Annotated in this window: 25 protein-coding genes; 8 read left to right on the top strand and 17 right to left on the bottom strand. The window is 64.3% G+C overall.

All coding sequences use genetic code 11. From position 1 onward, the window contains the following. Positions 1-3 precede the first annotated feature (3 nt). Entirely contained in the window at positions 4-417 is a 414-nt protein-coding gene (locus tag V6590_RS12935; RefSeq protein ID WP_335423733.1) for a CBS domain-containing protein, read from the bottom strand. Positions 418-549: 132 nt separating this feature from the next. Between V6590_RS12935 and proC the strand changes: the two genes are divergently transcribed. From proC to V6590_RS12960, 5 genes are all read left to right on the top strand, one after another. Next, entirely contained in the window at positions 550-1,359 is an 810-nt protein-coding gene (proC, locus tag V6590_RS12940) for a pyrroline-5-carboxylate reductase (RefSeq protein ID WP_335423734.1), read from the top strand. Next, positions 1,356-1,691 carry a tRNA-binding protein gene (locus V6590_RS12945; RefSeq protein ID WP_335423737.1) on the top strand — a complete coding sequence of 112 codons (336 nt, stop codon included), beginning with the start codon at positions 1,356-1,358 and terminating at the stop codon, positions 1,689-1,691. Before proC ends, V6590_RS12945 begins: the two co-directional genes overlap by 4 nt. Then, positions 1,691-2,635: a 2-hydroxyacid dehydrogenase gene (locus tag V6590_RS12950; protein WP_335423739.1), complete on the top strand. Its 945-nt coding sequence runs from the start codon at positions 1,691-1,693 to the stop codon at positions 2,633-2,635. The genes V6590_RS12945 and V6590_RS12950 overlap by 1 nt, the downstream gene beginning before the upstream one ends. 159 nt (positions 2,636-2,794) lie before the next feature. Next, entirely contained in the window at positions 2,795-3,460 is a 666-nt protein-coding gene (locus tag V6590_RS12955) for a sulfotransferase family 2 domain-containing protein (protein ID WP_335423741.1), read from the top strand. 90 nt (positions 3,461-3,550) lie between these two features. Further along, positions 3,551-4,222, top strand: coding sequence for a Hint domain-containing protein (locus tag V6590_RS12960; RefSeq protein WP_335423743.1), 672 nt, complete (start codon positions 3,551-3,553; stop codon positions 4,220-4,222). Here the strand turns inward: V6590_RS12960 and V6590_RS12965 are convergent. The 10 genes from V6590_RS12965 to V6590_RS13010 form a co-directional block, all read right to left on the bottom strand. After that, positions 4,146-6,341: a 3-hydroxyacyl-CoA dehydrogenase NAD-binding domain-containing protein gene (locus tag V6590_RS12965; protein WP_335423745.1), complete on the bottom strand. Its 2,196-nt coding sequence runs from the start codon at positions 6,339-6,341 to the stop codon at positions 4,146-4,148. The two genes, V6590_RS12960 and V6590_RS12965, sit on opposite strands and share 77 nt — an antisense overlap. An 86-nt stretch (positions 6,342-6,427) precedes the next feature. Continuing rightward, positions 6,428-6,892, bottom strand: a complete 465-nt coding sequence (locus V6590_RS12970) for a cupin domain-containing protein (protein WP_335423747.1) — start codon at positions 6,890-6,892, stop codon at positions 6,428-6,430. After that, positions 6,892-7,362, bottom strand: a complete 471-nt coding sequence (locus V6590_RS12975; protein WP_335423749.1) for a cupin domain-containing protein — start codon at positions 7,360-7,362, stop codon at positions 6,892-6,894. The genes V6590_RS12970 and V6590_RS12975 overlap by 1 nt, the downstream gene beginning before the upstream one ends. A gap of 27 nt (positions 7,363-7,389) precedes the next feature. Next, the gene (locus tag V6590_RS12980) at positions 7,390-7,815 is read right to left on the bottom strand and encodes a DUF6841 family protein (RefSeq protein WP_335423751.1); all 426 of its coding nucleotides are present in this window, start codon (positions 7,813-7,815) and stop codon (positions 7,390-7,392) included. Between the two features lie 186 nt (positions 7,816-8,001). Continuing rightward, entirely contained in the window at positions 8,002-9,213 is a 1,212-nt protein-coding gene (locus tag V6590_RS12985; RefSeq protein ID WP_335423752.1) for an acetyl-CoA C-acetyltransferase, read from the bottom strand. A gap of 120 nt (positions 9,214-9,333) precedes the next feature. After that, complete coding sequence (locus tag V6590_RS12990) at positions 9,334-9,978, bottom strand: glutathione S-transferase family protein (RefSeq protein WP_335423754.1); 645 nt, start codon at positions 9,976-9,978, stop codon at positions 9,334-9,336. 124 nt (positions 9,979-10,102) lie between these two features. After that, a complete protein-coding gene (locus V6590_RS12995) occupies positions 10,103-10,315 on the bottom strand; it encodes a hypothetical protein (RefSeq protein ID WP_335423755.1) in 213 nt (70 codons plus the stop codon). Between the two features lie 62 nt (positions 10,316-10,377). Continuing rightward, positions 10,378-12,153: an acyl-CoA dehydrogenase C-terminal domain-containing protein gene (locus V6590_RS13000; protein WP_335423758.1), complete on the bottom strand. Its 1,776-nt coding sequence runs from the start codon at positions 12,151-12,153 to the stop codon at positions 10,378-10,380. Between the two features lie 19 nt (positions 12,154-12,172). Further along, a complete protein-coding gene (locus V6590_RS13005; RefSeq protein WP_335423759.1) occupies positions 12,173-12,604 on the bottom strand; it encodes a MerR family transcriptional regulator in 432 nt (143 codons plus the stop codon). A gap of 224 nt (positions 12,605-12,828) precedes the next feature. Beyond that, positions 12,829-13,200, bottom strand: a complete 372-nt coding sequence (locus tag V6590_RS13010; RefSeq protein WP_335423761.1) for a MerR family transcriptional regulator — start codon at positions 13,198-13,200, stop codon at positions 12,829-12,831. Positions 13,201-13,317: 117 nt separating this feature from the next. Here V6590_RS13010 and V6590_RS13015 point away from each other — a divergent pair, with 117 nt between their 5' ends. The 3 genes from V6590_RS13015 to V6590_RS13025 are packed head-to-tail and all read left to right on the top strand — an operon-like array spanning position 13,318 to position 15,543. Then, a complete protein-coding gene (locus tag V6590_RS13015) occupies positions 13,318-13,740 on the top strand; it encodes a PaaI family thioesterase (protein WP_335423763.1) in 423 nt (140 codons plus the stop codon). Continuing rightward, positions 13,737-14,249 (top strand): PaaI family thioesterase, encoded by a 513-nt coding sequence (locus V6590_RS13020; protein WP_335423765.1) that lies wholly within the window; start codon positions 13,737-13,739, stop codon positions 14,247-14,249. Before V6590_RS13015 ends, V6590_RS13020 begins: the two co-directional genes overlap by 4 nt. Further along, positions 14,242-15,543, top strand: coding sequence for an MATE family efflux transporter (locus V6590_RS13025; RefSeq protein ID WP_335423767.1), 1,302 nt, complete (start codon positions 14,242-14,244; stop codon positions 15,541-15,543). The genes V6590_RS13020 and V6590_RS13025 overlap by 8 nt, the downstream gene beginning before the upstream one ends. Here V6590_RS13025 and V6590_RS13030 read toward each other — a convergent pair. From V6590_RS13030 to V6590_RS13055, 6 genes are all read right to left on the bottom strand, one after another. Further along, positions 15,533-16,291 (bottom strand): TIGR02186 family protein, encoded by a 759-nt coding sequence (locus V6590_RS13030; RefSeq protein WP_335423769.1) that lies wholly within the window; start codon positions 16,289-16,291, stop codon positions 15,533-15,535. The two genes, V6590_RS13025 and V6590_RS13030, sit on opposite strands and share 11 nt — an antisense overlap. After that, positions 16,288-17,208, bottom strand: a complete 921-nt coding sequence (locus V6590_RS13035) for a sulfite exporter TauE/SafE family protein (RefSeq protein ID WP_335423771.1) — start codon at positions 17,206-17,208, stop codon at positions 16,288-16,290. The genes V6590_RS13030 and V6590_RS13035 overlap by 4 nt, the downstream gene beginning before the upstream one ends. Before the next feature lie 102 nt (positions 17,209-17,310). Beyond that, the gene (locus V6590_RS13040; protein ID WP_434063257.1) at positions 17,311-18,105 is read right to left on the bottom strand and encodes a purine-nucleoside phosphorylase; all 795 of its coding nucleotides are present in this window, start codon (positions 18,103-18,105) and stop codon (positions 17,311-17,313) included. Further along, positions 18,105-19,073, bottom strand: coding sequence for an ABC transporter permease (locus V6590_RS13045; RefSeq protein WP_335423773.1), 969 nt, complete (start codon positions 19,071-19,073; stop codon positions 18,105-18,107). Before V6590_RS13045 ends, V6590_RS13040 begins: the two co-directional genes overlap by 1 nt. 12 nt (positions 19,074-19,085) lie before the next feature. Next, entirely contained in the window at positions 19,086-20,177 is a 1,092-nt protein-coding gene (locus V6590_RS13050) for an ABC transporter permease (protein WP_335423775.1), read from the bottom strand. After that, on the bottom strand, positions 20,177-21,760 hold the full coding sequence (locus V6590_RS13055) for an ABC transporter ATP-binding protein (protein WP_335423777.1): 1,584 nt from the start codon (positions 21,758-21,760) through the stop codon (positions 20,177-20,179). Before V6590_RS13055 ends, V6590_RS13050 begins: the two co-directional genes overlap by 1 nt. Between the last annotated feature and the right edge of the window lie 9 nt (positions 21,761-21,769).

Raw genomic sequence — 21,769 nt, forward strand, 5'->3', positions numbered from 1 at the left:
GGTTCAGCCGCGCATCTCGCGGAAGCGTTCAAACATCATGCGGTATTCGGTCGGAATGTCGCGGATCGACAGGATACCGATGCAGGTGCCATCCCGCATCACCGGCAGGTGGCGGAACTGTCCGGCCTCCATCCGGGCGATGGCATCGGCCAGCCCGGCCGCGGCATCGACCGTTTCCGGATCGCGGGTCATCACCGCATCGACCAGCGTGGTTGCCGGGTCTGCATCCTGTGCGATGCAGCGACGGATCACGTCGCGTTCCGACAGAATACCCTGCAACGCGCCCTCCGCCATCACCGCCAATGCGCCGATATTGTAGCGGTCCAGCAGATGGGCCGCATCGCGGATCGTGGTGCCTGGCGGAACGGCGGCCAGAGGGCGATCGCCGATGGCATCTAGAACGGATCGGATGAACATGGCGCGGATCTCCTGCAGGATGTGGGGGCAAGCTAGGCCGGTCCAGCCCGCGCTGCAAGCCCGGTGCTGGTTCGCGCCATTGCACACGCCCGGCGCTCTGCCTAATCTGCCGCCAACAGTCGGAGGAATGACATGCTGGAACGGGTGCGCGAACGGGGCCTTGTGCTGCTGGGCTGCGGCAAGATGGGGTCGGCGCTGCTGGAAGGCTGGCTGCGGCAGGGCGTGCCGCCCGAATCCGTGACGGTAATCGAACCCCACCCGTCGGACTGGCTGCGCAGTACGGGCGTTGCGCTGAACACGGGTCTTCCTCCTTCCCCCGCCATCGTGCTGCTGGCGGTAAAGCCGCAGATGATGGGGGCGGCGCTGCCCGCCGTCACCGCGCTTGGCGGTGGCACAACGGTGTTCCTGTCGATTGCCGCGGGCACCACCATAGCCAGTTTCGAAACGGCTTTCGGGCCTGCCACCCCGATTATCCGCGCGATGCCCAATACGCCTGCCGCCGTCGCGCGCGGGATTACCGCGATCATCGGCAATGCCCGCGCTTCGGAAGCCGATCTGGCACTGGCGGAAACCCTGCTTTCGGCGGTCGGGCAGGTGGTCCGGCTGGAACGTGAGGATCAGATGGATGCCGTCACCGCCGTTTCGGGATCGGGCCCGGCCTATGTCTTTCACCTGATCGAGGCGCTGGCTGCGGCCGGTGTGGCGCAGGGCCTGCCAGAGGCGCTCGCGATGCAGCTGGCGCGTGCGACGGTTTGCGGCGCGGGCGAGCTGGCCCATCAATCAGCCGAGACGGCGGCGCAATTGCGCATCAATGTCACCTCGCCCGGGGGCACCACGGCGGCGGCGCTGTCCGTGTTGATGGCGCCGGATACCGGATTGCCGCCCTTGATGGCGCGGGCGGTGCAGGCGGCGGCAGATCGCGGGCGGGAGCTGGGCAAATGACCATCACCTATGACGATTTCGCCCGCGTCGATATCCGGGTGGGGCGCATCACCCGCGTTGAACCCTTTCCCGAGGCGCGCAAGCCGGCCTATCGGCTTTGGGTCGATTTCGGGGCGGAGATCGGCGAGAAACGGTCCTCGGCGCAGATCACCGCGCATTACACCCCAGAAACCCTGCTGGGGCGACAGGTGCTGGCAGTGGTGAACTTTCCGCCGCGCCAGATCGGCCCCGTGAAATCCGAAGTGCTGGTGCTGGGCGTGCCCGATGCTGCGGGCGAAGTGGTGCTGATCGGCCCGGGACACGAAGTTCCCCTCGGCGGCAGGTTGTTCTGATGCGGCTGTTCATCACCCGACCCCTGCCCGATGCGGTGTTGCAGGCAGCACGGGCGCAGTTCGATACGGTCGTGCGGCCCGATACCCTGCCGCTGGCCCCAGCCGAACTGCGCGCGGCGCTGACCGAATTCGACCTCGTGCTGCCCACGCTGGGCGACCGCTTCGATGCCGGGGTCTTTGCCGATGTGCCCAGCCCGCGCGCCCGGCTGCTGGCCAATTTCGGCGTGGGGTACAACCATATCGATGTGGCGGCGGCCCATGCCGCAGGGGTGGCAGTCAGCAATACGCCGGGTGCGGTGACGGATGCCACAGCCGATATCGCCCTGACCCTGATCCTTATGACAGCCCGTCGCGCGGGCGAGGGCGAACGGTTGCTGCGCCGGGGCGACTGGCAGGGCTGGCACCCGACGCAATTGCTGGGCCAGCATGTCAGTGGCAAGACGCTGGGCCTGATCGGCATGGGGCGCATCGGTCAGGCCATCGCCCGGCGCTGCCATTTCGGCTTTGGCATGTCGGTGGTCTATCACACCCGCAGCCCCATGGATCCGGGGCTTCCGGCCCGGGCCGTGCCGCTGCTGCAGGCCATGGCCGCCGATGTGGTGGTGGTTGCTGTGCCCGGCGGTCCTGCCACCCGGCATCTGATCGATGCGCAGGCGCTGGCCACCATGCCTGCCCATGGCATATTCGTCAATATCGCGCGGGGCGATGTGGTGGATGAAGGCGCGCTGATCGCAGCCTTGCAGGCGGGTCGTATCGCGGGGGCGGGGCTGGATGTCTATGAACAGGAACCGCATGTGCCCGAAGCCCTGCGCGCGCTGGAGAATGTGACCCTGCTGCCGCATCTGGGCACGGCGGCGCTGGAGGTGCGCAGCGCCATGGGCATGATGGCGGTCGACAATCTGATCGCCTTTGCCGAGGGGCGCCCGCTGCCCAACCCGGTCTGACCGGGGAGCAGCCATGGCCCCTTGCATCTTGCCCCACTGCCCACCTTCCCCGCCCATCCACCGCCGGGGGCAGGGCAGATCGGGCAAAGCCGTCCATGGCAATGCCGTCCAAGGGGGCTCAATGCCCCTGCGGACGGCCCCCCCGGATATGGAAATCCCATGATCCTGTCGCGCGGCCGTCGCTTCATATTCATCCATATTCCCAAGACCGGGGGCACCGCGCTGGCCCTGGCGCTGGAAGCGCGGGCGATGAAGGACGATGTCCTGATCGGCGACACGCCAAAGGCCCGGGCGCGCAAGACCCGCTGGCAGGGGGCAAAGGCCCATGGGCGGTTGTGGAAACATGCCACCCTGTCCGATATTGCCGGTCTCGCCTCGGATCAGGAAATCGCGGATTTCTTTACCTTCACGCTGGTGCGCAACCCGTGGGATCGGATGGTCAGCTATTACCACTGGCTGCGCGGGCAGGGATTTGCGCATCCGGCAGTCGGCCTGGCCAAGGCACTGTCCTTCAGCGGTTTTCTCAACCATCCACAGACGCGGACGGCGCTCGCCCTTTGGCCCGCGCGGGCCTATATGACCGATCGGTTCGGGCAGGAACGGGCCAGCCTTTATGTGCGGCTGGAACATCTGGCCGATGATTTGCGGCCTTTCGAGGCCCATGCCGGGCTGCGGCTGGGGCCGATCACCGTCGCCAACGAAAGCACCCGCCCGCGCGATTGGCGGCCCAGCTACTGCGATGCCGATGCGGCGCTGGTGGCGGATCTCTGCGCCGAGGATATCGTGCGGTTCGGCTATGGGTTTGACGACGCCCTGCCGCGATAGCGTCCAACTTGCGCCGCAAAGCTGGGCCAGCCTGTCCCTCCATCCGCCAGCCCGATGATCCGTGCGGTTGGCCAGAGGAGACGCGCGCGCATGTGGTCAAGGGCCACCCCAGACCTTCCGCCCCCGCTGGCGGACGGGATCCTGCCGGAAACCCCGGTGGCAACGGCTGCCGGCTGGCGGGCTGCAGGGCAGCTTGCGCCCGGTGATCTGGTGATGTGTTTCGATGCCGGGCCGCAACCCTTGCTGGAACTGGCCTATCAGACGCTCGACCGGCCTTCCGATCTGCCGCAGCATTGGCCGCTTTGCCTGCCTGCCGGGGCATTTGGCAATGACCGCGCAATCCGGCTGATGCCCGAGGCGCAGGTTCTGCTGGAAAGCGATCTGGCGGAAGATATGCTGGGCGATGCCTTTGTTCTATTCCCGGCAGCCGCGCTGGATGGCTGGCGGGGCATTTGCCGACAAAGGCCCGATCCGGGGCAAAGCGTCTTGCGTCTGGGATTTGCGCGGCCAGTGGTCATTCACGCGGCAGGCGGGGTGTTGATCAGTTGTCCCGCGCCGGTTCTGATGCTCGATCCCGGCCCGGGGGGCTTCAACCCCGAAGGCTGGGCTGTGGCCGATGGGCCCGTGGTGCAGGCCTTGTTGGCCGATTGGGCGGCGGGGGCCGGGCCCCCGCACCCGTGCTGGATCAGGCGGCCTTGCGGGCCTTGCTGCCGTAGAAGCTGCCCCCGCTTGAGGCCATCTCGCGCAGGCTTTGCGGTGTGATGAAGCGGTTCCCGAAGCGTGCGGTCAGATCATCGCAAATCTCTACGGCGCGGCCCGCACCCAGGATGTCGAGCCAGCCGAAGGGGCCTCCCGACCAGGGCGCAAAGCCCCAGCCAAGGATCGCGCCGACATCGCCTTCACGGATGTCGGTCAAGACGCCTTCATCCAGCGCCCGCACCGCCTCCAGCACCTGCGCCATCAGCAGGCGCTGCTGCACGGTGGCCAGATCGGGCTGGGTCTCCGCCACGGGCCATTCGGTCGCAAGCCCATCCCACAGGCCCAACCGGTTGCCCTTGTCATCATAGGCGTAGAAGCCCGCATTGGATTTGCGGCCCAGACGCCCCATATCGGCCATGCGGAAGATCACCTCGTCCACCGCGCCATCGGGATAGGCGTCGCCCATGGCGGCCTTGGTCGCCTTGGCGATCTTGACCCCCAGATCGATCGAGGTTTCATCGACAAGCTGCAGCGGGCCCAGCGGCATGCCGACCAACTTGGCGGCATTTTCCACCAGCGCCGGTTCCACCCCTTCGGCCACCATGCGCATCCCTTCGTTCAGATAGGGGATGATGCAGCGATTGGCGTAGAAGAAGCGGGCGTCGTTCACCACGATGGGCGTCTTGCGGATCTGACGCACATAATCCAGCGCCTTGGCCACTGCACGGTCACCGGTTTCCTTGCCGCGGATGATTTCCACCAGATTCATCTTGTCCACCGGGCTGAAGAAATGGATGCCGATGAACTGTGCCGGCCGTGCGCTGGCCTTGGCCAGGCTGGTGATCGGCAGGGTGGAGGTATTGGTGGCAAAGATGCAGTCGGGGCCGACAGCGGCCTCGACCTTGGCGGTCACCTCGGCCTTGACCTTCGGGTCCTCGAACACGGCTTCCACGATCAGGTCGCAGCCTGCAAGGGCCGCGTAATCTGTGGTGGCAGTGATGCGGCCCAGCACTTCGGCCTTCTTGTCAGCCGTGACCTTGCCGCGCTTCATGCCCTTGTCGAGCAGGGTTTCGGAATAGGATTTGCCGCGATCCGCTGCCTCTTGTGCCGCGTCGATCAGGACGACTTCGATTCCGGCATTGGCGCTGACATAGGCGATGCCCGCGCCCATCATGCCTGCGCCGATCACGCCCACCTTGCTGACCTGCTGATCTTCAACCTTCGGACGGTTGGCGCCTTTTTCCAGCGCTTCCTTGTTGATGAACAGCGACCGGATCATCGCGCCCGAGGACGGGTTCAGGATGACGCTGGTGAAGTGACGCGCCTCGATCTTCAGCGCGGTGTCAAACGGGACCAGCGCACCTTCGTACACGGCGGCAAGCAGGGCGCGGGCCGCCGGATAGACGCCCTGGGTTTTGCCCAGAACCATGGCCGAGGCCCCGACAAAAGTGCCAAAGCCCGCCGCGTGATAGGGCGTGCCGCCCGGCATCTTGTAGCCCTTGGCATCCCAGGGCTTGACCAGATCGGCCTCCTTGGCGGCCAGAACCCATTCCTTCGCCCGGACCAGAAGCTGATCGGGGGTGACGACTTCGTCGATCAGACCGGCGGCCTTGGCGGCCTTGGGATCGGAAAGCTTGCCTTCCAACAGGAAGGGAGCGGCCATCATGGCCCCCATCTTGCGCACAAGCCGGGTGGTGCCGCCTGCGCCGGGGAAGATGCCGACCATGATTTCTGGCAGGCCGATCTTGGCCTTGGGATTGTCGGCGGCGATGATGCGGTGGCAGGACAGCGGCAGTTCAAGGCCGATGCCAAGCGCAGTGCCGGGCAGGGCCGCCACGATCGGCTTGCCACCCTTCAGGGTTTTCGGGTCCATCCCGGCGCGTTCGATCTTGCGCAGGATGGCATGCATCGACATCACGCCGTCAAACACGGCCTTGGCCGCCTGATCGCCGCCTTCCTCTTTCATACGGGCGATGACGTTCAGATCCATCCCGCCGGCGAAATCCTTCTTGCCGCTGGTCAGGATGATGCCCTTGACCGCCGCATCGGCCAGAGCCGTGTCGATCAGATCGCTGAGCAGCGAGAACCCCGCCAGCGACATCACGTTCATGCTTTTGCCGGGAACGTCCCAGGTGATGGTGGCGACGCCATCGGCATCGAGCGCATAGGTGAAATCGGTCATCTTCGTCTCCTCTCCGGCCGTGGAAGCGGGGGCTTCGCGCCCCCGGACCCCCGCGGGATATTTGGTCCAAGGTAAAGGGCAGCGGATCAGCCCGGCAGATGCCAGGGGGTGCCGTCGCGATGCAGATAGGTTCGGGCTGTGCCGTCCTTCAGGGTGATGAGGTCATGGTCGGTGTAGTGAATGGTATCGGTGGTGGCGCGGGTGCCGATCACCAGGTAGCGGGCCGGTTCCCCGGAACGGTTGTCGAGCCGGTGGCCGATCGGATGGCCCGCAGGCCAGCAGGCCACATCGCCGGCGCCGAGCGGGGTTTCGGTCTCTTCAACCAGCACCAGGTTGCCCGAAAGCAGGACGATCATTTCATCCTCGTTTTCGTGCCAATGACGGTGACTGGAGCTTGATCCGGGCGGCAGTTCTTCGATGAAGCAGCCGAATTGTGTCAGACCACCGGGATCAGAGAGCAGCTGATAGGCATAGGGTGCAGGAAGCGGCCCGGTGATCGGGTGGACAGATCCGGTTTCGGTGACAAAGGGCGGTGGCTGCAGTTTGGGCATCAGCGTGGCCCCCGCCAATCGGTGCCGTCCCGGTAGGTGAAGCGCGCCGTGCCATGTTCCATTTCAACCCGAAGGTCGACATCGGAATAGGTGGCCACCTCGCGCGGGGCCTTGGTCCCGATTACCAGAAATTCGGCGGGTTCGGCACTGCGGTTGATGAAATGGTGCCCGTTCGGCGTATTGGCTGGGAAGGCTGCGCAATCGCCCGGATGCAGATCTGTTTCACCTTGGTCTTCGACAAGGGTGCAGACACCTTTGGTGACCATGACGAATTCATCTTCGTTCAGGTGCCAGTGCCGCAGCGAGGACAGCGCGCCAGGGTCCAGCCGGACGAGGTTCACGCCAAACTGGGTCAGCCCACCAGCCTGCCCAAGGCGCAACGAAGAGCGGCCCTGCATCATGCTGGCATAGGGTTCGGGATAGATCGAGCCGGTCTTGACCGGCACCTGTGCAAGGTCAAGCTTGGGCATGATGGCCCCCGGTCTGACAGGCTGTGATCAGGCGCTGCGGCGCCGCGGCGGGTGCCAGATCCGAAATTCCGATGTGGCCAGCCGGGTGATTTCCAGCGCGTCGATCACAAATCGATTGCCCCGGTCGCGCAGGTGAAAGATCCGGTCGGAATGCTGCATCACCTTGCCGGTGGAATCGCTGTGATGATACCGCACCCAAGCGCGCATTCTGCCACGGCGTGGCAATTCCAAAGCGGTGATCTGCGCGACGGTTCGGGTCCAGGCCTTTTCGTGATAGGTCTGCATCACATGCTGCAAAAGCGCTTCCATCTCGGCCGGTCCGGTCAGAAGTACCGATCGGTCTTCCAGATCGAGATGCAGCGGAAAGTCGTAATGCGTGATCACACCCGACAGATTGCCAGCCTCGAACTGGGTGGTCAGGTCGTTCAGCAAGGCTTGAACCCGTCCAAGCATTTGCGCCCTCCTCTGCTGTGGCCAGAGTTTCCCCCGCCACAGTCAGAGCATCCGCCGAGAATCGCGCAAAAGCAAGGAATAACCGAAAGTTTATGCCCTGCATTTGACGACGCGCTAACGGAAAACCACAAAAAACGGGGCTTTTGCCGGGAAAGAGCCGTGCGAAGGCAGGGCGACCGGCCATGATCAGACCCGTTCGATGATGGTGGCGACGCCCATGCCGCTTGCGATGCAGAGGGTGGCAAGACCGGTGGACTTGCCGCTGCGTTCCAGTTCGTCCAGCAAGGTGCCGATGATGATGCAGCCGGTGGCGCCCAGCGGGTGGCCCATGGCGATCGATCCGCCATTCACATTGACCCGCGCCGGATCAACGTCGAAGGCCTGCTGGAAGCGCAGCACGACGCTGGCGAAAGCCTCGTTCACCTCGAACAGGTCGATGTCCGAAATCTTCATGCCGCTGTCGGCCAGGATCTTTTCCGTCACCGGAACCGGGCCAGTCAGCATGATGGTCGGATCGGTGCCGATCTTGGCCGTGGCGCGGATGCGCGCGCGCGGCGTCAGGCCATGGGCCTTGCCGAAATCGGCATTGCCGATCAGCATGGCGGCAGACCCATCCACGATGCCCGAGCTGTTGCCCGCATGGTGGATGTGGTTGATCCGCTCCAGATGCGGGTATTTCATCAGGGCGACCTTGTCGAACCCGGGCATGGTTTCGCCCATGTCCTTGAAGGCCGGCTTCAGCCCGGCGAGTGCGGCCATATCGGTGCCGGGGCGGATATATTCGTCACGGTCCAGAATGGTCAGCCCGTTGCGGTCGGTCACCGGAACGATGGATTTGGCAAAGCGGTTTTCGGCCCAGGCCGCCACCGCGCGCCGCTGGCTTTCCACCGCCAGCGCATCGGCCATTTCACGGGTAAAGCCGTATTCGGTGGCAATGATGTCCGCCGAAATGCCCTGCGGCACAAAGTTCGTCTTCATGGCCAGTTGCGGATCGACGGCGATGGCCGCGCCATCGCTGCCCATCGGCACCCGGCTCATCATTTCCACGCCGCCGGCGATATAGGCCGCACCTGCCCCGCCCTTCACCTGATTGGCGGCCAGGTTGACCGCTTCGATCCCGCTGGCACAGAACCGGTTTATGGCCAGGCCCGGGATGCGTTCGTCCAGATTCGAGGCCAGCACCGCCGAACGGGCAAGGCAGCCACCCTGTTCGCCCACCTGGGTGACGTTGCCCCAGATCACATCTTCGACCGCATGGCCGGTCAGGCCATTACGGGACTGGATCGCGTTGAGCATCTGGGCCGAGAGGCTGACCGAGGTCACCTCGTGCAGCGCGCCATCGGGACGGCCCTTGCCGCGCGGGCTGCGGATGGCGTCGTAGATGAAAGCCTCGGTCATGGTTTCCTCCGGTCGTGCATTGCGGGCATGTGGTCGGTTGCAAGAAGGTTAGCAGCCCATTGCAGGGGATGTGTAAATGCCGTCACGTCGCAACAAGGTTGACGTAACTGTCACGTCACGTCACTTCGCCGCGCGATCTGACGGATTGCCCGGCATCAGAGCATAGGGGTGTTTCCAGCCGGGCAGGGCGGCGATGCGGGTCAGCCAGCTGTCGATATGGGGCCATTCGGCGCGGTCGAAACCGAAGGGTTCAGGGTAGAACAGATACGAGCAGCAGGAGATATCGGCCGCAGTGATGGCATTGCCACCGGCCAGCCAGTCGCGGGTCGCCAGTTGGGTGTTCAGCACGGCATAGGCCGATTTCACCCGGCCTTCGGTAAAGGCGATGACTTCGGCCGGGCGTTTGTCGGCAGGCAGGAAATTCCTGAGGAACCGCAGCATCCCGACCTGCGACGACATCTTGTGATTGTCCCAGAGTACCCACCGCAAGACTTCGGTCCGTTCGGCCTGGGTCTGGCCTGCCAGTTGCCCGGTCTTTTCCGCCAGATGCATGAGGATACTGCCCGACTGGGTCAGGACCGTGTCGCCCTCCACCAGCACCGGGCATTCGCCCATCGGGTTCAGGGCGCGGAATTCCGGGCTGCGCGTTTCGCCATTGAAGAAATCGACAAAGCGCGGCTGCCAGGTCTGTCCAGTCAGCGCAAGGGCAAGGGCAACCTTGTAGCTGTGGCCGGATTCGCCGAAACAATAGAGCGTCGTGGTCATGCAACTGTCCTTTGTGGCAAGGCGCGGGGCTTGGCGCACCCGCATCGCCCGCAGAGTATTTGGACAAAGTGCAAAACGGGAAATCACGTTTCGTGATGGGCGGTTGCCGCGCGCATCCTTGGGATCAGCGCTTGCGGTCTTCCAGTTCCGCGTTGAACAGGCGCAGGCGGTGGGTCAGCGTGTCGTGGTCGATCACGCTGGTCCAGTTTTCAAACAGGAAAGACAGCGCCTCGCCTTCGTCGAGCCCGGCTTCCTGCGCAAAGGCGCGCAACCGGCGATAGCCGTCTTCGGTCATGGCGACGGGAAAGCGGCGGGTCAGGCGAAAGCGGCGCGGCATGGTGGTCTCCGTTTGGGGTGGGTGCGATCCGGTCTGGCCGGACCGCACCCCATAGGCGGAGTTTAGAACGCCTCGGCTGCCAGCGCCATAACCGGTTCAGCGCCAGTTTCGATACGCGCCAGATGCATGCCGCAAGCGGGCAGGTGGCGGGCCATGTAATAGCGGCCCGTCGCGATCTTGGTTTCATAGAAGGTCTTGTCGGCGGCACCTGCATCCAGCGCGGTGAAGGCGGCCTTGGCCATTCGCGTCCACATAAGGCCGAGGCAGACATGGCCCATCAGGTGCATGAAATCATAGCTGCCCGCGAGTGCTGCATTGGGGTTCTTCATCCCGTTCTGCATGAAGAACATGCCTGCCTGCTGCATCTGCTTTGACGCCAGTTTCAGCGCATCGGTGAAGGGTTTCATCCGGTCGTCGCCGTTATGCGCCTTGCATTCGGCCTTCACCATTTCAAAGAAGGCCATCACATGCTTGCCGCCATCGGTGGCGAGTTTGCGACCCACGAGATCGAGCGCCTGCACGCCATTGGCACCTTCATAGATCATGGCAATCCGGGCATCGCGCACGAACTGGCTCATGCCCCATTCTTCGATATAGCCATGGCCGCCATAGATCTGCTGGGCCTGCACCGCCATTTCAAAGCCCTTGTCGGTCTGGAAGCCCTTGATGACCGGGGTGAGGAGACCGATCAGGCCATCCGCCGCCGCATCGTTCTGGCGGTGGTGGCGGTCGATCAGCGAGGCGCCCCAGAAGGTCAGCGCGCGTGCGCCTTCGACAAAGCTTTTCTGATCCATCAGGTTGCGGCGGATATCCGGGTGCACGATCAGCGGATCGGCCGGGCCGGTGGGGTTTTTCACGCCGGTCACATCCCGGCCTTGCAGGCGGTCCTTGGCGTAATCCAGCGCGTTCTGATAGGCGGCCTCGGCCACGGCGTAGCCTTGCAGGCCCACGCCCAGACGCGCCTCGTTCATCATGGTGAACATGGCGCGCATGCCCTTGTGCAGCTCGCCCAGCAGATAGCCTGTGGCGCCATCATAGTTCAGCACGCAGGTGGCATTGCCGTGAATGCCCATCTTGTCTTCTATCTTGCCAACCGAAACGGGGTTGCGGGCGCCCAGGGTGCCATCGGCATTCACCAGGAATTTCGGCACAATGAAGAGCGAGATGCCCTTGGTGCCCTCGCCGCCGCCGGGCGCCTTGGCCAGCACCAGATGGATGATGTTTTCGGCCAGATCATGTTCGCCTGCCGAAATGAAGATCTTCTGGCCGGTGATCTTGTAGCTGCCATCGGCCTGCGGTTCGGCCTTGGTGCGCAGCAGGCCCAGATCGGTGCCGCAATGCGGCTCGGTCAGGTTCATCGTGCCGGTCCAGTCGCAAGATACCATCTTGGGCAGATAGGTCGCCTTCTGCTCCGCCGTGCCATGGGCATGGATCGCCGAATAGGCGCCATGGGTCAGGCCCTGATACATGTTGAAGGCCATGTTGGCGCTGACAAAAATCTCGCCCACGGCGGTGCCCATGACGTAGGGCAGGCCCTGGCCGCCATATTCCGGGTCGCAATCCAGCGCGGTCCAGCCGCCCTCTTTCATCGCGGCAAAGGCCGCCTTGAAGCCCTCGGGCGTGCGCACCACGCCGTTTTCCAGCACGCAGCCCTCGCGGTCGCCCACGACGTTCAGCGGCTCCAGCACATCGCTGGCCACCTTGCCCGCTTCTTCAAGCACCGCCGAGGTGAAGCCCGCATCGAGGTCTTCATAGCCGGGGATACCGGTTTCGGTCACCTTCAGCACGTCCTGCAGCAGGAATTGCATGTCCTTCACGGGGGCGGTGTAGCGCGTCATGGGTCTCTCCCTTGGATCGTCAGTTCTTGGCGGCCTTGTGCAGGTTCGCCATCATGTCTTCGCCCCAGGCCATCTGGGCCTTGAGGTCGGCAATCGCCTCGTTCAGCTCGTCGCGCTGCTGTTCCATCTGGCGCAGCCGGTCCTGTGCCAGTTCATAGGTGCGCTTGAGCTGCGCCTCCTGCTGGCCCGGATCGCGGTTGTACATGTCCAGAAGCTGGCGGATGTCTTCCAGACTGAAGCCAAAGCGCTTGCCGCGCAGGATCAGTTTCAGTCGGGCACGATCGCGCCGGGTGAACAGCCGCCTGGTGCCCTGGCGGATGGGAAAAAGCAGTTCCTTCTGCTCGTAAAAGCGCAACGTGCGCGGGGTCACATCAAAGGCGTCGCACATCTCGCGGATCGACATCACATCGCTGAGGTCGCGCTTGCCTTCGGTTTTTTCGGTACTGGTCATGGATTGGGTCTCGCAGATTACTCTGCGTCAAACATGTGGGGTTGACCCCATTCATACCAGAGAGAGTTACGTTAACGTAAATGTAACGTCGCGTCGTGTCTGCGGTGACGTAATGTCGGTAAAACCGTCGCGCCGGGGCGCGAAAGAATATGACCTCACGTCAAACGAAAACCGCCCCGACAGGGGCGGCTTCAAAGGCGGATTGGGTCGCGCTGCGGGCCGACTCAGCTGTCCAGCTCGGATCTTGCGGTTTCGCGCAGCGCCCGCAGATCCCCGATGGTGACATCCAGTTCTGCGCGCTGGCGATCCAGTTCGGCCAATTGGCGATCGGCCATGGCGATCCAGGCCTCCAGTTGCGGGCGGGTTCCCTTCTGCTGATAGATCAACAGCCATTGGCGGATTTCCTCAAGGCTGAAGCCGAAGCGGCGGCCACGCAGGATCAGCGTCATCCGGGCGATTTCGCGCGCGCCGTAAAAGCGGGCGCGGCCTTCCTTCTGGGGGGCCAGCAGCTCGATATATTCGTAATAGCGCAAGGTGCGCGGCGTCACGTCAAAACGGGCGCACATTTCCTTGAAGCTGAGGCGGGGTTCGGTCATGCGGCTCTCCTCCTGCCGCCACCCTAAAGGCAAAGCCGGGGCGCGCGCAATCCTGCCGGGGCTTGCGGGCGGCGCGCGGGCGGTGTTTGCTGGCACCGGATCGCGAGAGGGCAGGGGATGGACCGGGAAAAGATCGCGCGGCAATTCATCGAAGCATTGCCCCACGCCAAGGCATTGGGCATGAAACTTGAACATTTCGGCGGCGGTCGGGCGGTGATCGCCATGGCCTGGGACGCGCGCTTCGTGGGCGATCCGGCAACCGGGGTCATTCATGGCGGCGCGGTTTCGGCGCTGATGGACACAGCCAGCGGTGCGGCGGTGATGGCACATCCGGCAAGCCCGGGGGCCACCGCCACGCTGGATTTGCGGATCGATTACATGCGCGCCGCCACGCCGGGCCAGACCATCCGGGCGCGGGCCGAATGCTATCACGTCACCCGAAGCGTGGCTTTCGTGCGTGCAACCGCCACCGATGACGATGAAAGCCGTCCGGTTGCCGCCGTGAATGGTGCCTTTACCATCGAAAGGGCCAAGTCATGACCCCGCGCATGAAACCCGAACCCGTCCAGGTGGTGAAGCAGCGCCGCGACGGGGCGTTGCGGCGGCTGATCGACGGGGTGCCCTATATCAGCTTTCTGGGTATCCAGTTCGACCGGCGCGGCGATGAGCTGACCGCGATCCTGCCGTTTCGCGATGATCTGATCGGCAATCCGCTGATCCCGGCGTTGCATGGCGGCGCAACTGCCGCGTTTCTGGAAGTGGCGGCGATCATCGAACTGAGCTGGGCCACGCTCTGGGAAGATATGGAATCCGGCACGCTGGACCCGGCGGCGCTGGATGCCGCGCATTTGCCGCGCCTGCCCAAGACGATTGATTTCACGGTGGACTATCTTCGGTCCGGCCTGCCGCGCGATGCCTATGCGCGGGCGCGGGTGAACCGGTCGGGGCGGCGCTATGCCAGCGTGCATGTCGAAGCCTGGCAGGACAATCGCGCGCGGCTGTTTGCACAGGCCACGGGGCATTTCCTGATGCCCGATCGCGATGGCTGACACCATCGGCCATGGCCGGGTGCTGCGCATCGCGCTGCCCATCGTGCTGTCCAATGCCACGGTGCCGCTGCTGGGCGCGGTGGATACCGGGGTCGTGGGGCAGATGGGGCAGGCGGCCCCGATTGGCGCGGTGGGGCTGGGGGCGGTGGTGCTGGCCACCTTCTACTGGATCTTCGGCTTTTTGCGCATGGGCACCAGCGGCTTGGCGGCGCAGGCCCATGGGGCTGGCCACCTGGCCGAGCGCGATGCCACGCTGATCCGGGCCTTGCTGATCGGGCTTGGGGCGGGGCTTGTCTTCATCGCGTGGCAGGTGCTGCTGTTCTGGCTGGCCTTTCGCGTGGCCCCCGCCAGTGCCGAGGTGGAGGCGCTGGCGCGCGATTATCTGGCGCTGCGCATCTGGGGGGCACCTGCCACCATCGCGCTTTATGCCGTGACCGGCTGGTTGATCGCGCTGGAGCGCACCCGGGGCGTGCTGCTGTTGCAGCTGTGGATGAACGGGCTGAACATCGGGTTGGATCTGTGGTTCGTGCTGGGTCTGGGCTGGGGGGTGCCGGGCGTCGCGATTGCCACGCTGATCGCGGAATGGAGCGGGCTGGCGCTTGGCCTGTGGCTCTGCCGTGACGGGCTGCGACGACTGCCGCGCGGGCGGCTGTTCGATGCCCCGGCCTGGCGGCGGCTGGTCGGGGTGAATGGCGATATCATGCTGCGGTCGGTCCTGCTGCAGGGGGCCTTTACAACCTTCATCTTTCTGGGGGCGCGGCAGGGCGATGTGACGCTGGCCGCCAACCAGGTGCTGATGCAGTTTCTGGAAATCACCGCCTATGCGCTGGACGGGATTGCCGTTGCGGCGGAAACCCTTGTGGGGCAGGCCGTGGGCGCACGGGCTGCGGGCGATCTGCGCCGCACCATCCGCATCGTGTTTCATTGGGGATGTATCGGCGCGGGCCTGCTGGCACTTGGCTTCGCCTTGGCGGGGCCAGTCATCATTGATGTGATGACCACCGCGCCCGAAGTGCGGATTTCCGCGCGCGATTACCTGTGGTGGATGGTGGCCGCGCCGCTGCTGGGCGTAACGAGCTGGCTGTGGGATGGCATCTATATCGGGGCCACCGCGACGCGCGAGATGCGCAATCTGATGATCCTGTGCGTCAGCGCCTATGCCGCACTGCTGGCCATGCTGGTGCCCGCCTTCGGCAATCACGGGCTTTGGGCGTCGATGATGGGGCTTTATGTGCTACGCGGACTGACACAGACCCTGCGCTGGCCCGGCATTGCGCAGCGCCTTACCACCTGACGCGCGAGAACAGGGCCGAAGCCGCCCAGCCTGCCGCCGCCGCCACGATCAGTGCGGCAAAACCATACAGCAGCGGCTGTTCATGGGCGGATTGGTAGAGAAACCGCTCCAGCCCGGCCTTGCGCACCCAGATCGCGCGCTCCATCCGATCCACCACCCGGCCATCGCGGGTCAGGAAGATGCGCACCTTGTAATCGCCTTCGGTCAGGGCTGCGGGCAGGGCAATATCCGCACGAAACAGTGTCTGTTCGGTCAGCGCGACGCTGCTTTCGCGCAGGCTATAGCGCCCCTCGGCCCGGCGGATGCGCAAGAGCGCCTCCAGAAAATCACCCGATCTTTCCGCCTCGGCGCTGATACCGACGGCGCGGATCGCGCGGGGGATGGTGATGCGGTGGCGCAGGTCTTCGGTTTCGGACAGGCTTTCGCGCAAGGGGGCCGAACTTGCGATGGCATAAAAGCTGGGCGCGCGATCCACCGTGATGGCGGCGCGGTTCTGCCAGATGCCGAAATGGCGATCCTTGCGCCGCACGGTCAGCGCGGTATCCGGCCCCTGCACGGTGATGATCACCCGCAGCGGCTCTTCCGTGGGGATCGGGCTTTCGCGCTTTACCGCGCCATAGACCAGAATTTCCGACCCGTCGAAATCGGCGGTGATCGACACGGAGGATTGACTGAGCCCGACTACAATGGTTTCGGCCGCCTGAAGGGGCAGGGCACAGAACAGCAGGGGGGCCAGCCAGCGGATCATGGCAGGGCCACCGCTGTGATCGAAAAGGCCTCGTCCGGGGTTAGCAGCAGATCCATCGCAACGCGGATGCAGACTGCCAGCACCAGCAGCGCCAGCAGAACCCGCAGTTGATCGGCCCGAAGCCGCATTCCGATCCGCGCGCCGATCTGTGCCCCCACAACCCCCCCCGCGATCAGTGCCAGCGCCAGCATCAGATCGACCGTCTGGCTGGTGACGGAATGCATCACGGTGGTGAAGGCTGTGGTAAAGATGATCTGGAACAGCGAGGTGCCAATGACCACCTTGGTCGGCATCCCCAGCAGATAGATCATCGCGGGCACCATGATGAAACCACCGCCCACGCCCATCACTGCCGATAGAAAGCCGACAAAGGCACCGATCATCAGCGGCGGGATGACGCTGATATAAAGGCCCGAGGCGCGGAATTTCATCTTCAAAGGCATGCCATGCACCCAGCTGTGCTGATGCGCACGACGCAGCGGCGGAACGCCCTTGCGGGTTTTCATCATTGTCCGCAGACTTTCCTGCAGCATCAAGGCCCCGACAATGCCCAGAAACAGCACATAGGACAGTTGCACGAACAGATCGACCTGCCCGGCCGCGCTGAGGATCGCAAAGACCCAGATGCCGAAACCAGATCCAGCCAGACCGCCAGCCAGCAGCACCAGCCCCATCGGCACATCCACCGCCTTGCGCTTGAACTGCGCCAGCACGCCGGAAATCGACGAGGCGACCACCTGATTGCTGCCGGTCGCCACGGCAACGGCAGGTGGCACCCCAATGAAGAACAAGAGCGGCGTGATGAGAAACCCGCCCCCCACGCCGAACATGCCGGACAGAAAGCCCACGATGCCGCCAATGCCCACCAGAAGATAGACATTGACCGAAACCTCGGCGATGGGGAGGTAAAGCGTCATGGGCGGGCCGGTCGGGGACAAGGGAAAGGGCGCAGCATCGACTGTTGCGCCCTTTCCCTGTGCTGTCAAATGCTTGTCCGGCGTTTTGCGGCGCTGCGGCGACTATTGCAGATCACGCAGGTAACGGCGCAACACCCGTTCCAGTTTGGCCGCACCCAAGGGGGCCATGGCCTTGGTATGTTCGTGGCTGATCTTTTCGTCCGACATGCCTTGCGCCATGTTGGTGATGGTCGAAATGCAGGCCACCTTCAGCCCCAGAAACCGTGCCAGGATCACTTCGGGCACGGTGGACATGCCGACTGCATCGCCACCCAGGATCTTGATGGCGCGGATTTCGGCCGGAGTTTCGAAGCTGGGTCCCGAATACCAGGTGTAAACCCCTTCGGGCAGGGCCACGCCTTCGGCCTGCGCCGCTGCGCGCAGGGCAGCACGCATGGCCGGATCATGCGCATCGCCCATCGGCACGAACCGCGCATCTGTGCGTTCGCCGATCAGCGGGTTCAGCCCCGAGAAGTTCAGGTGATCCGACAGCAGCATCAGATCGCCCGGTGGAATATCGGGGCGCAGGCTGCCCGCCGCATTGGTGGCGATCAGCGCATCAGCCCCCAGACCCTTCAGCAGTTCCAGCGCCGGGCGCATCGCTGCGGGATTGCCGTTTTCATAGTAATGCTCGCGCGCGCCAAAGACTGCGACGCGCACGCCCTCAAGATCGCCGATCACAAGTTGCGGGTTATGGCCCGATACACCGGCATGGGGAAAGCCCGGCAGATCGGCATAGGGGATCGCCACGCCCTGCACTGCACCTGCCAGATGGCCAAGGCCAGAGCCAAGGATCAGGCCCAGCCGAACTGGATCGGCCCCGGCGCGGGCCTGAACGGATTGCAGCAGATCGGTCATCAGCGCTCCTTCACATAGGGCTCGCCGCCCGCGCGGGGCGGGATGGCCTTGCCCACCAGACCGGCCAGCACCACCACCGTCAGCACATAGGGCAGGGCATCCAGTGCGGGCACCGGGATCGCCAGACCGAAGGTCTTTTCGATCACATCAGGGCGCAGCGCCAGCGACTGGAAGAAGCCGAACAGCAGGCAGGCCCAGAGCGCGTGCCATGGCCGCCATTTCGCAAAGATCAGCGCGGCCAGCGCGATATAGCCCCGGCCCGCCGTCATCTCGCGGCCAAAGCCCGCCTGCAGGCCGGTGGACATGTAAGCCCCGGCCAACCCGCACAGAATGCCGGTGATCAGCACGGCGGTGAAGCGCAGCCGCTTGACCGAAACCCCCGCCGTATCGACCGAGGCCGGGTTTTCGCCCACGGCGCGCAACCGCAGGCCAAAGCGGGTGCGAAACAGCACCCACCAGCTGATCGGCACCAGCGCCAGCGCCACATAGACCAGCAGCGTATGCCCCGAGATCACCTCGGCATAAAGCGGGCCGATGAGCGGCACGCCCGACAAGGCTTCGGCTCCCGGCAAGGTGATGGCATTGAACCGTGCATCGCCTGTCAGCGGTGCGGTGCGTCCGCCCTGGCCGAACATGGCCTGCGCGATCAGCACGGTGATGCCCGAGGCCACGAAGTTCAGCGCGACCCCGGCAATCAGCTGATTGCCGCGGAAGGTGATCGAGGCGACGCCATGCACCAGTGCAAACATCATCGATCCCAGAATGCCGGCGCAAAGTCCGATCCAGACTGATCCGGTCACGGCGGCGACGGCGGCTGCGCTCATGGCGGCCATCAGCATCTTGCCTTCCAGCCCGATGTCAAAGACGCCCGCACGTTCGGAATAAAGCCCCGCCAGACAGGCCAGCAGCAGCGGTGTCGCCAGCCGCAGCGTGGTGTCGAGGATTTGCAGAAGGGTTGCGTAATCCATGGTTTCCGCCCCTTATGCCGCAGCCAGCCGCCGGGCACGGAACACCCAGCCCAGCATCATGCGCACCATCATGTCCAGCGCGCCGGTGAACAGGATCACCAGACCCTGAACCACGGTGCGCAACTCGATCGGGATTGAGGTCCAGAGGCCCAACTCGGCCCCGCCCTGATACAGGAACCCGAACAGCAGCGCCGCCAGCAGCACCCCGAACGGATGGTTGCGCCCCATCAGCGCCACAGCAATACCGATGAACCCGGCACCTTCGGCCGAATTCTGCAGCAGCCGTTCGCTTTCGCCCATCACGTTGTTGATGGCCATCAGACCGGCCAGCCCGCCCGACAGCAGCATTGCGATCATGGTCACCCGAACCGCCGAAATTCCGGCATAGCGCGCCGCCGGTTCCGATTTGCCGAAAGACCGGATTTCATAGCCCAGACGGGTGCGCCGCAGGATCGCCCAGACCGCCACACAGGCCGCCAGCGCCACGAACAGCGTGACATTGGCGGGCACCTGTTTGGTGAAGATCAGGTTCAGGCCAGGGATTTCGTGCAAGGTCGGCAGTTTGGTCCCTTCGGGGAACCGGGCCGAGGCCGGGTCCATCTGGCCTTGCGGGCGCAGCACTTCGACCAGCAGATAGATCATCAGTGCGGCGGCGATGTAATTGAACATGATCGTGGTGATCACGATATGGCTGCCGCGCCGCGCCTGAAGCCAGGCCGGTATGGCGGCCCAACCAGCCCCGAACAGCGCGCCCCCGATCATCGCGGCGGGCAGGGCCAGCGTCCAGTGCGGCCATGGCAGGCCAAGGCAGACCAGCGCCACGCCAAGACCGCCCAGCTGGGCCTGACCTTCGGCACCGATGTTGAACAGGCCCGCATGAATGGCGATGGTCACCGCCAACCCGGTAAAGATGAACGATGTCGCATAATACAGCGTGTAGCCCCAGCCATAGGAGGATACGAGCGCGCCCTGCACCATGACGGTCAGCGCCTCCATCGGGCTTTGGCCGATCGCCAGCAGCACAAGGGCCGAGACCAGCGCCGCCAGCAGCAGCGAAATCAGCGGCACAAGGGCCAGATCGGCCCATTTCGGCAGCTTTTCCATCACGCGGCCCCTTCCGTCACACCGGCCATCAACAGGCCCAGATCACGTTCATCGGTCTGGCGCGGGTCGCGCTCGCCCATGATCTGGCCATCGAACATCACCGCGATGCGGTCCGACAGCGACATGATCTCATCCAGTTCAACCGACACCAGCAGCACAGCCTTGCCCGCGTCGCGCAGCGCCACGATCTGCTTGTGAATGAATTCGATGGCCCCGATATCCACCCCGCGCGTGGGTTGCCCCACCAGCAGCAGATCGGGATTGCGTTCGATTTCGCGCGCCACCACGATCTTCTGCTGGTTCCCGCCTGAGAAATTCTTGGCGGCCAGTGTCGGGATCGGCGGGCGCACATCAAAGGTGGCCATCTTGCGTTCGCAATCGGCGCGGATCGCGTCATTATCCATGAACAGGGCGTTCTTCTGGAATTCCGGCGCATGATGATAGCCGAAGGCCACATTCTCCCACGCCGCGAAATCCATGATGAGGCCCAGAACCTGACGGTCTTCCGGCACATGGGCAATGCCCGCCGCGCGACGGCTTTGCCCATCGGCCCGGCCCCCGGCCAGATCGAGCGGTTGTCCGTTCAGCCGGATCGTCCCGGTCACGGCCCCCTTCGCGCGGGCGATGCCGCCCAGAACCTCAAGCAGTTCCGACTGGCCATTGCCCGCCACCCCGGCGATGCTCAGGATTTCGCCTGCGCGGATGTTCAGGCTGATGCCCTTCAGGCGTTCGACACCATGTTCATCACGCAGCCGCAGGTTTTCCACCTCCAGCACCGTCTTGCCGGGCTGGGCGGGCTGTTTTTCCACTTGCAGCAGCACCTTGCGGCCCACCATCAGTTCGGCCAGTTGTTCGGGGCTGGTTTCCGCCGTCTTGACCGAACCGATCATCTGCCCGCGCCGCATGACGCTGACCGTATCGGTGATCTCCATGATCTCGCGCAGTTTGTGGGTGATTAGGATGATGGTCTTGCCCTGATCCTTCAGCCCGCGCAGGATGCGGAACAGATGGTCCGCCTCGGCCGGGGTCAGCACGCCGGTCGGTTCGTCCAGGATCAGGATATCGGCCTGCCGATACAGCGCCTTGAGGATTTCCACCCGCTGCTGATGGCCCACGCTCAGATCCTCGATCAGCGCATCGGGGTTCACGTCCAGCTCGTATTCGCGGGCCAGATCGGCCAGCACCTTGCGCGCCTTGCCCAGTGACGGGGCCAGCAATGCGCCTTCCTCGACACCGAGGATGATGTTCTCCAGCACGCTGAAATTCTGTACCAGCTTGAAATGCTGGAAGACCATGCCGATGCCCGCGCGGATCGCGCTCTGGCTGTCGGGGATCGCGGTCAGTTTGCCATCGATCCAGATTTCGCCGCTGTCAGCCTTGTAAAACCCGTAGAGAATGGACATCAGCGTGGATTTTCCCGCGCCGTTCTCGCCGATGATCCCGTGGATCGACCCCTTGGCGACCTGGATCGAAATGTCCTTGTTGGCCTGAACCGGGCCGAAGGCCTTGGAAATGCCTTTCAGCTCGATAGCGAAGGGGGCGGCAGCTGCCTGCCGCCCCGTCTCGGGTGCCCCCACCTGCATGATGCCGGT

This window comes from Gemmobacter denitrificans (genome assembly GCF_036964905.1).
GTDB lineage: Bacteria > Pseudomonadota > Alphaproteobacteria > Rhodobacterales > Rhodobacteraceae > Gemmobacter > Gemmobacter denitrificans.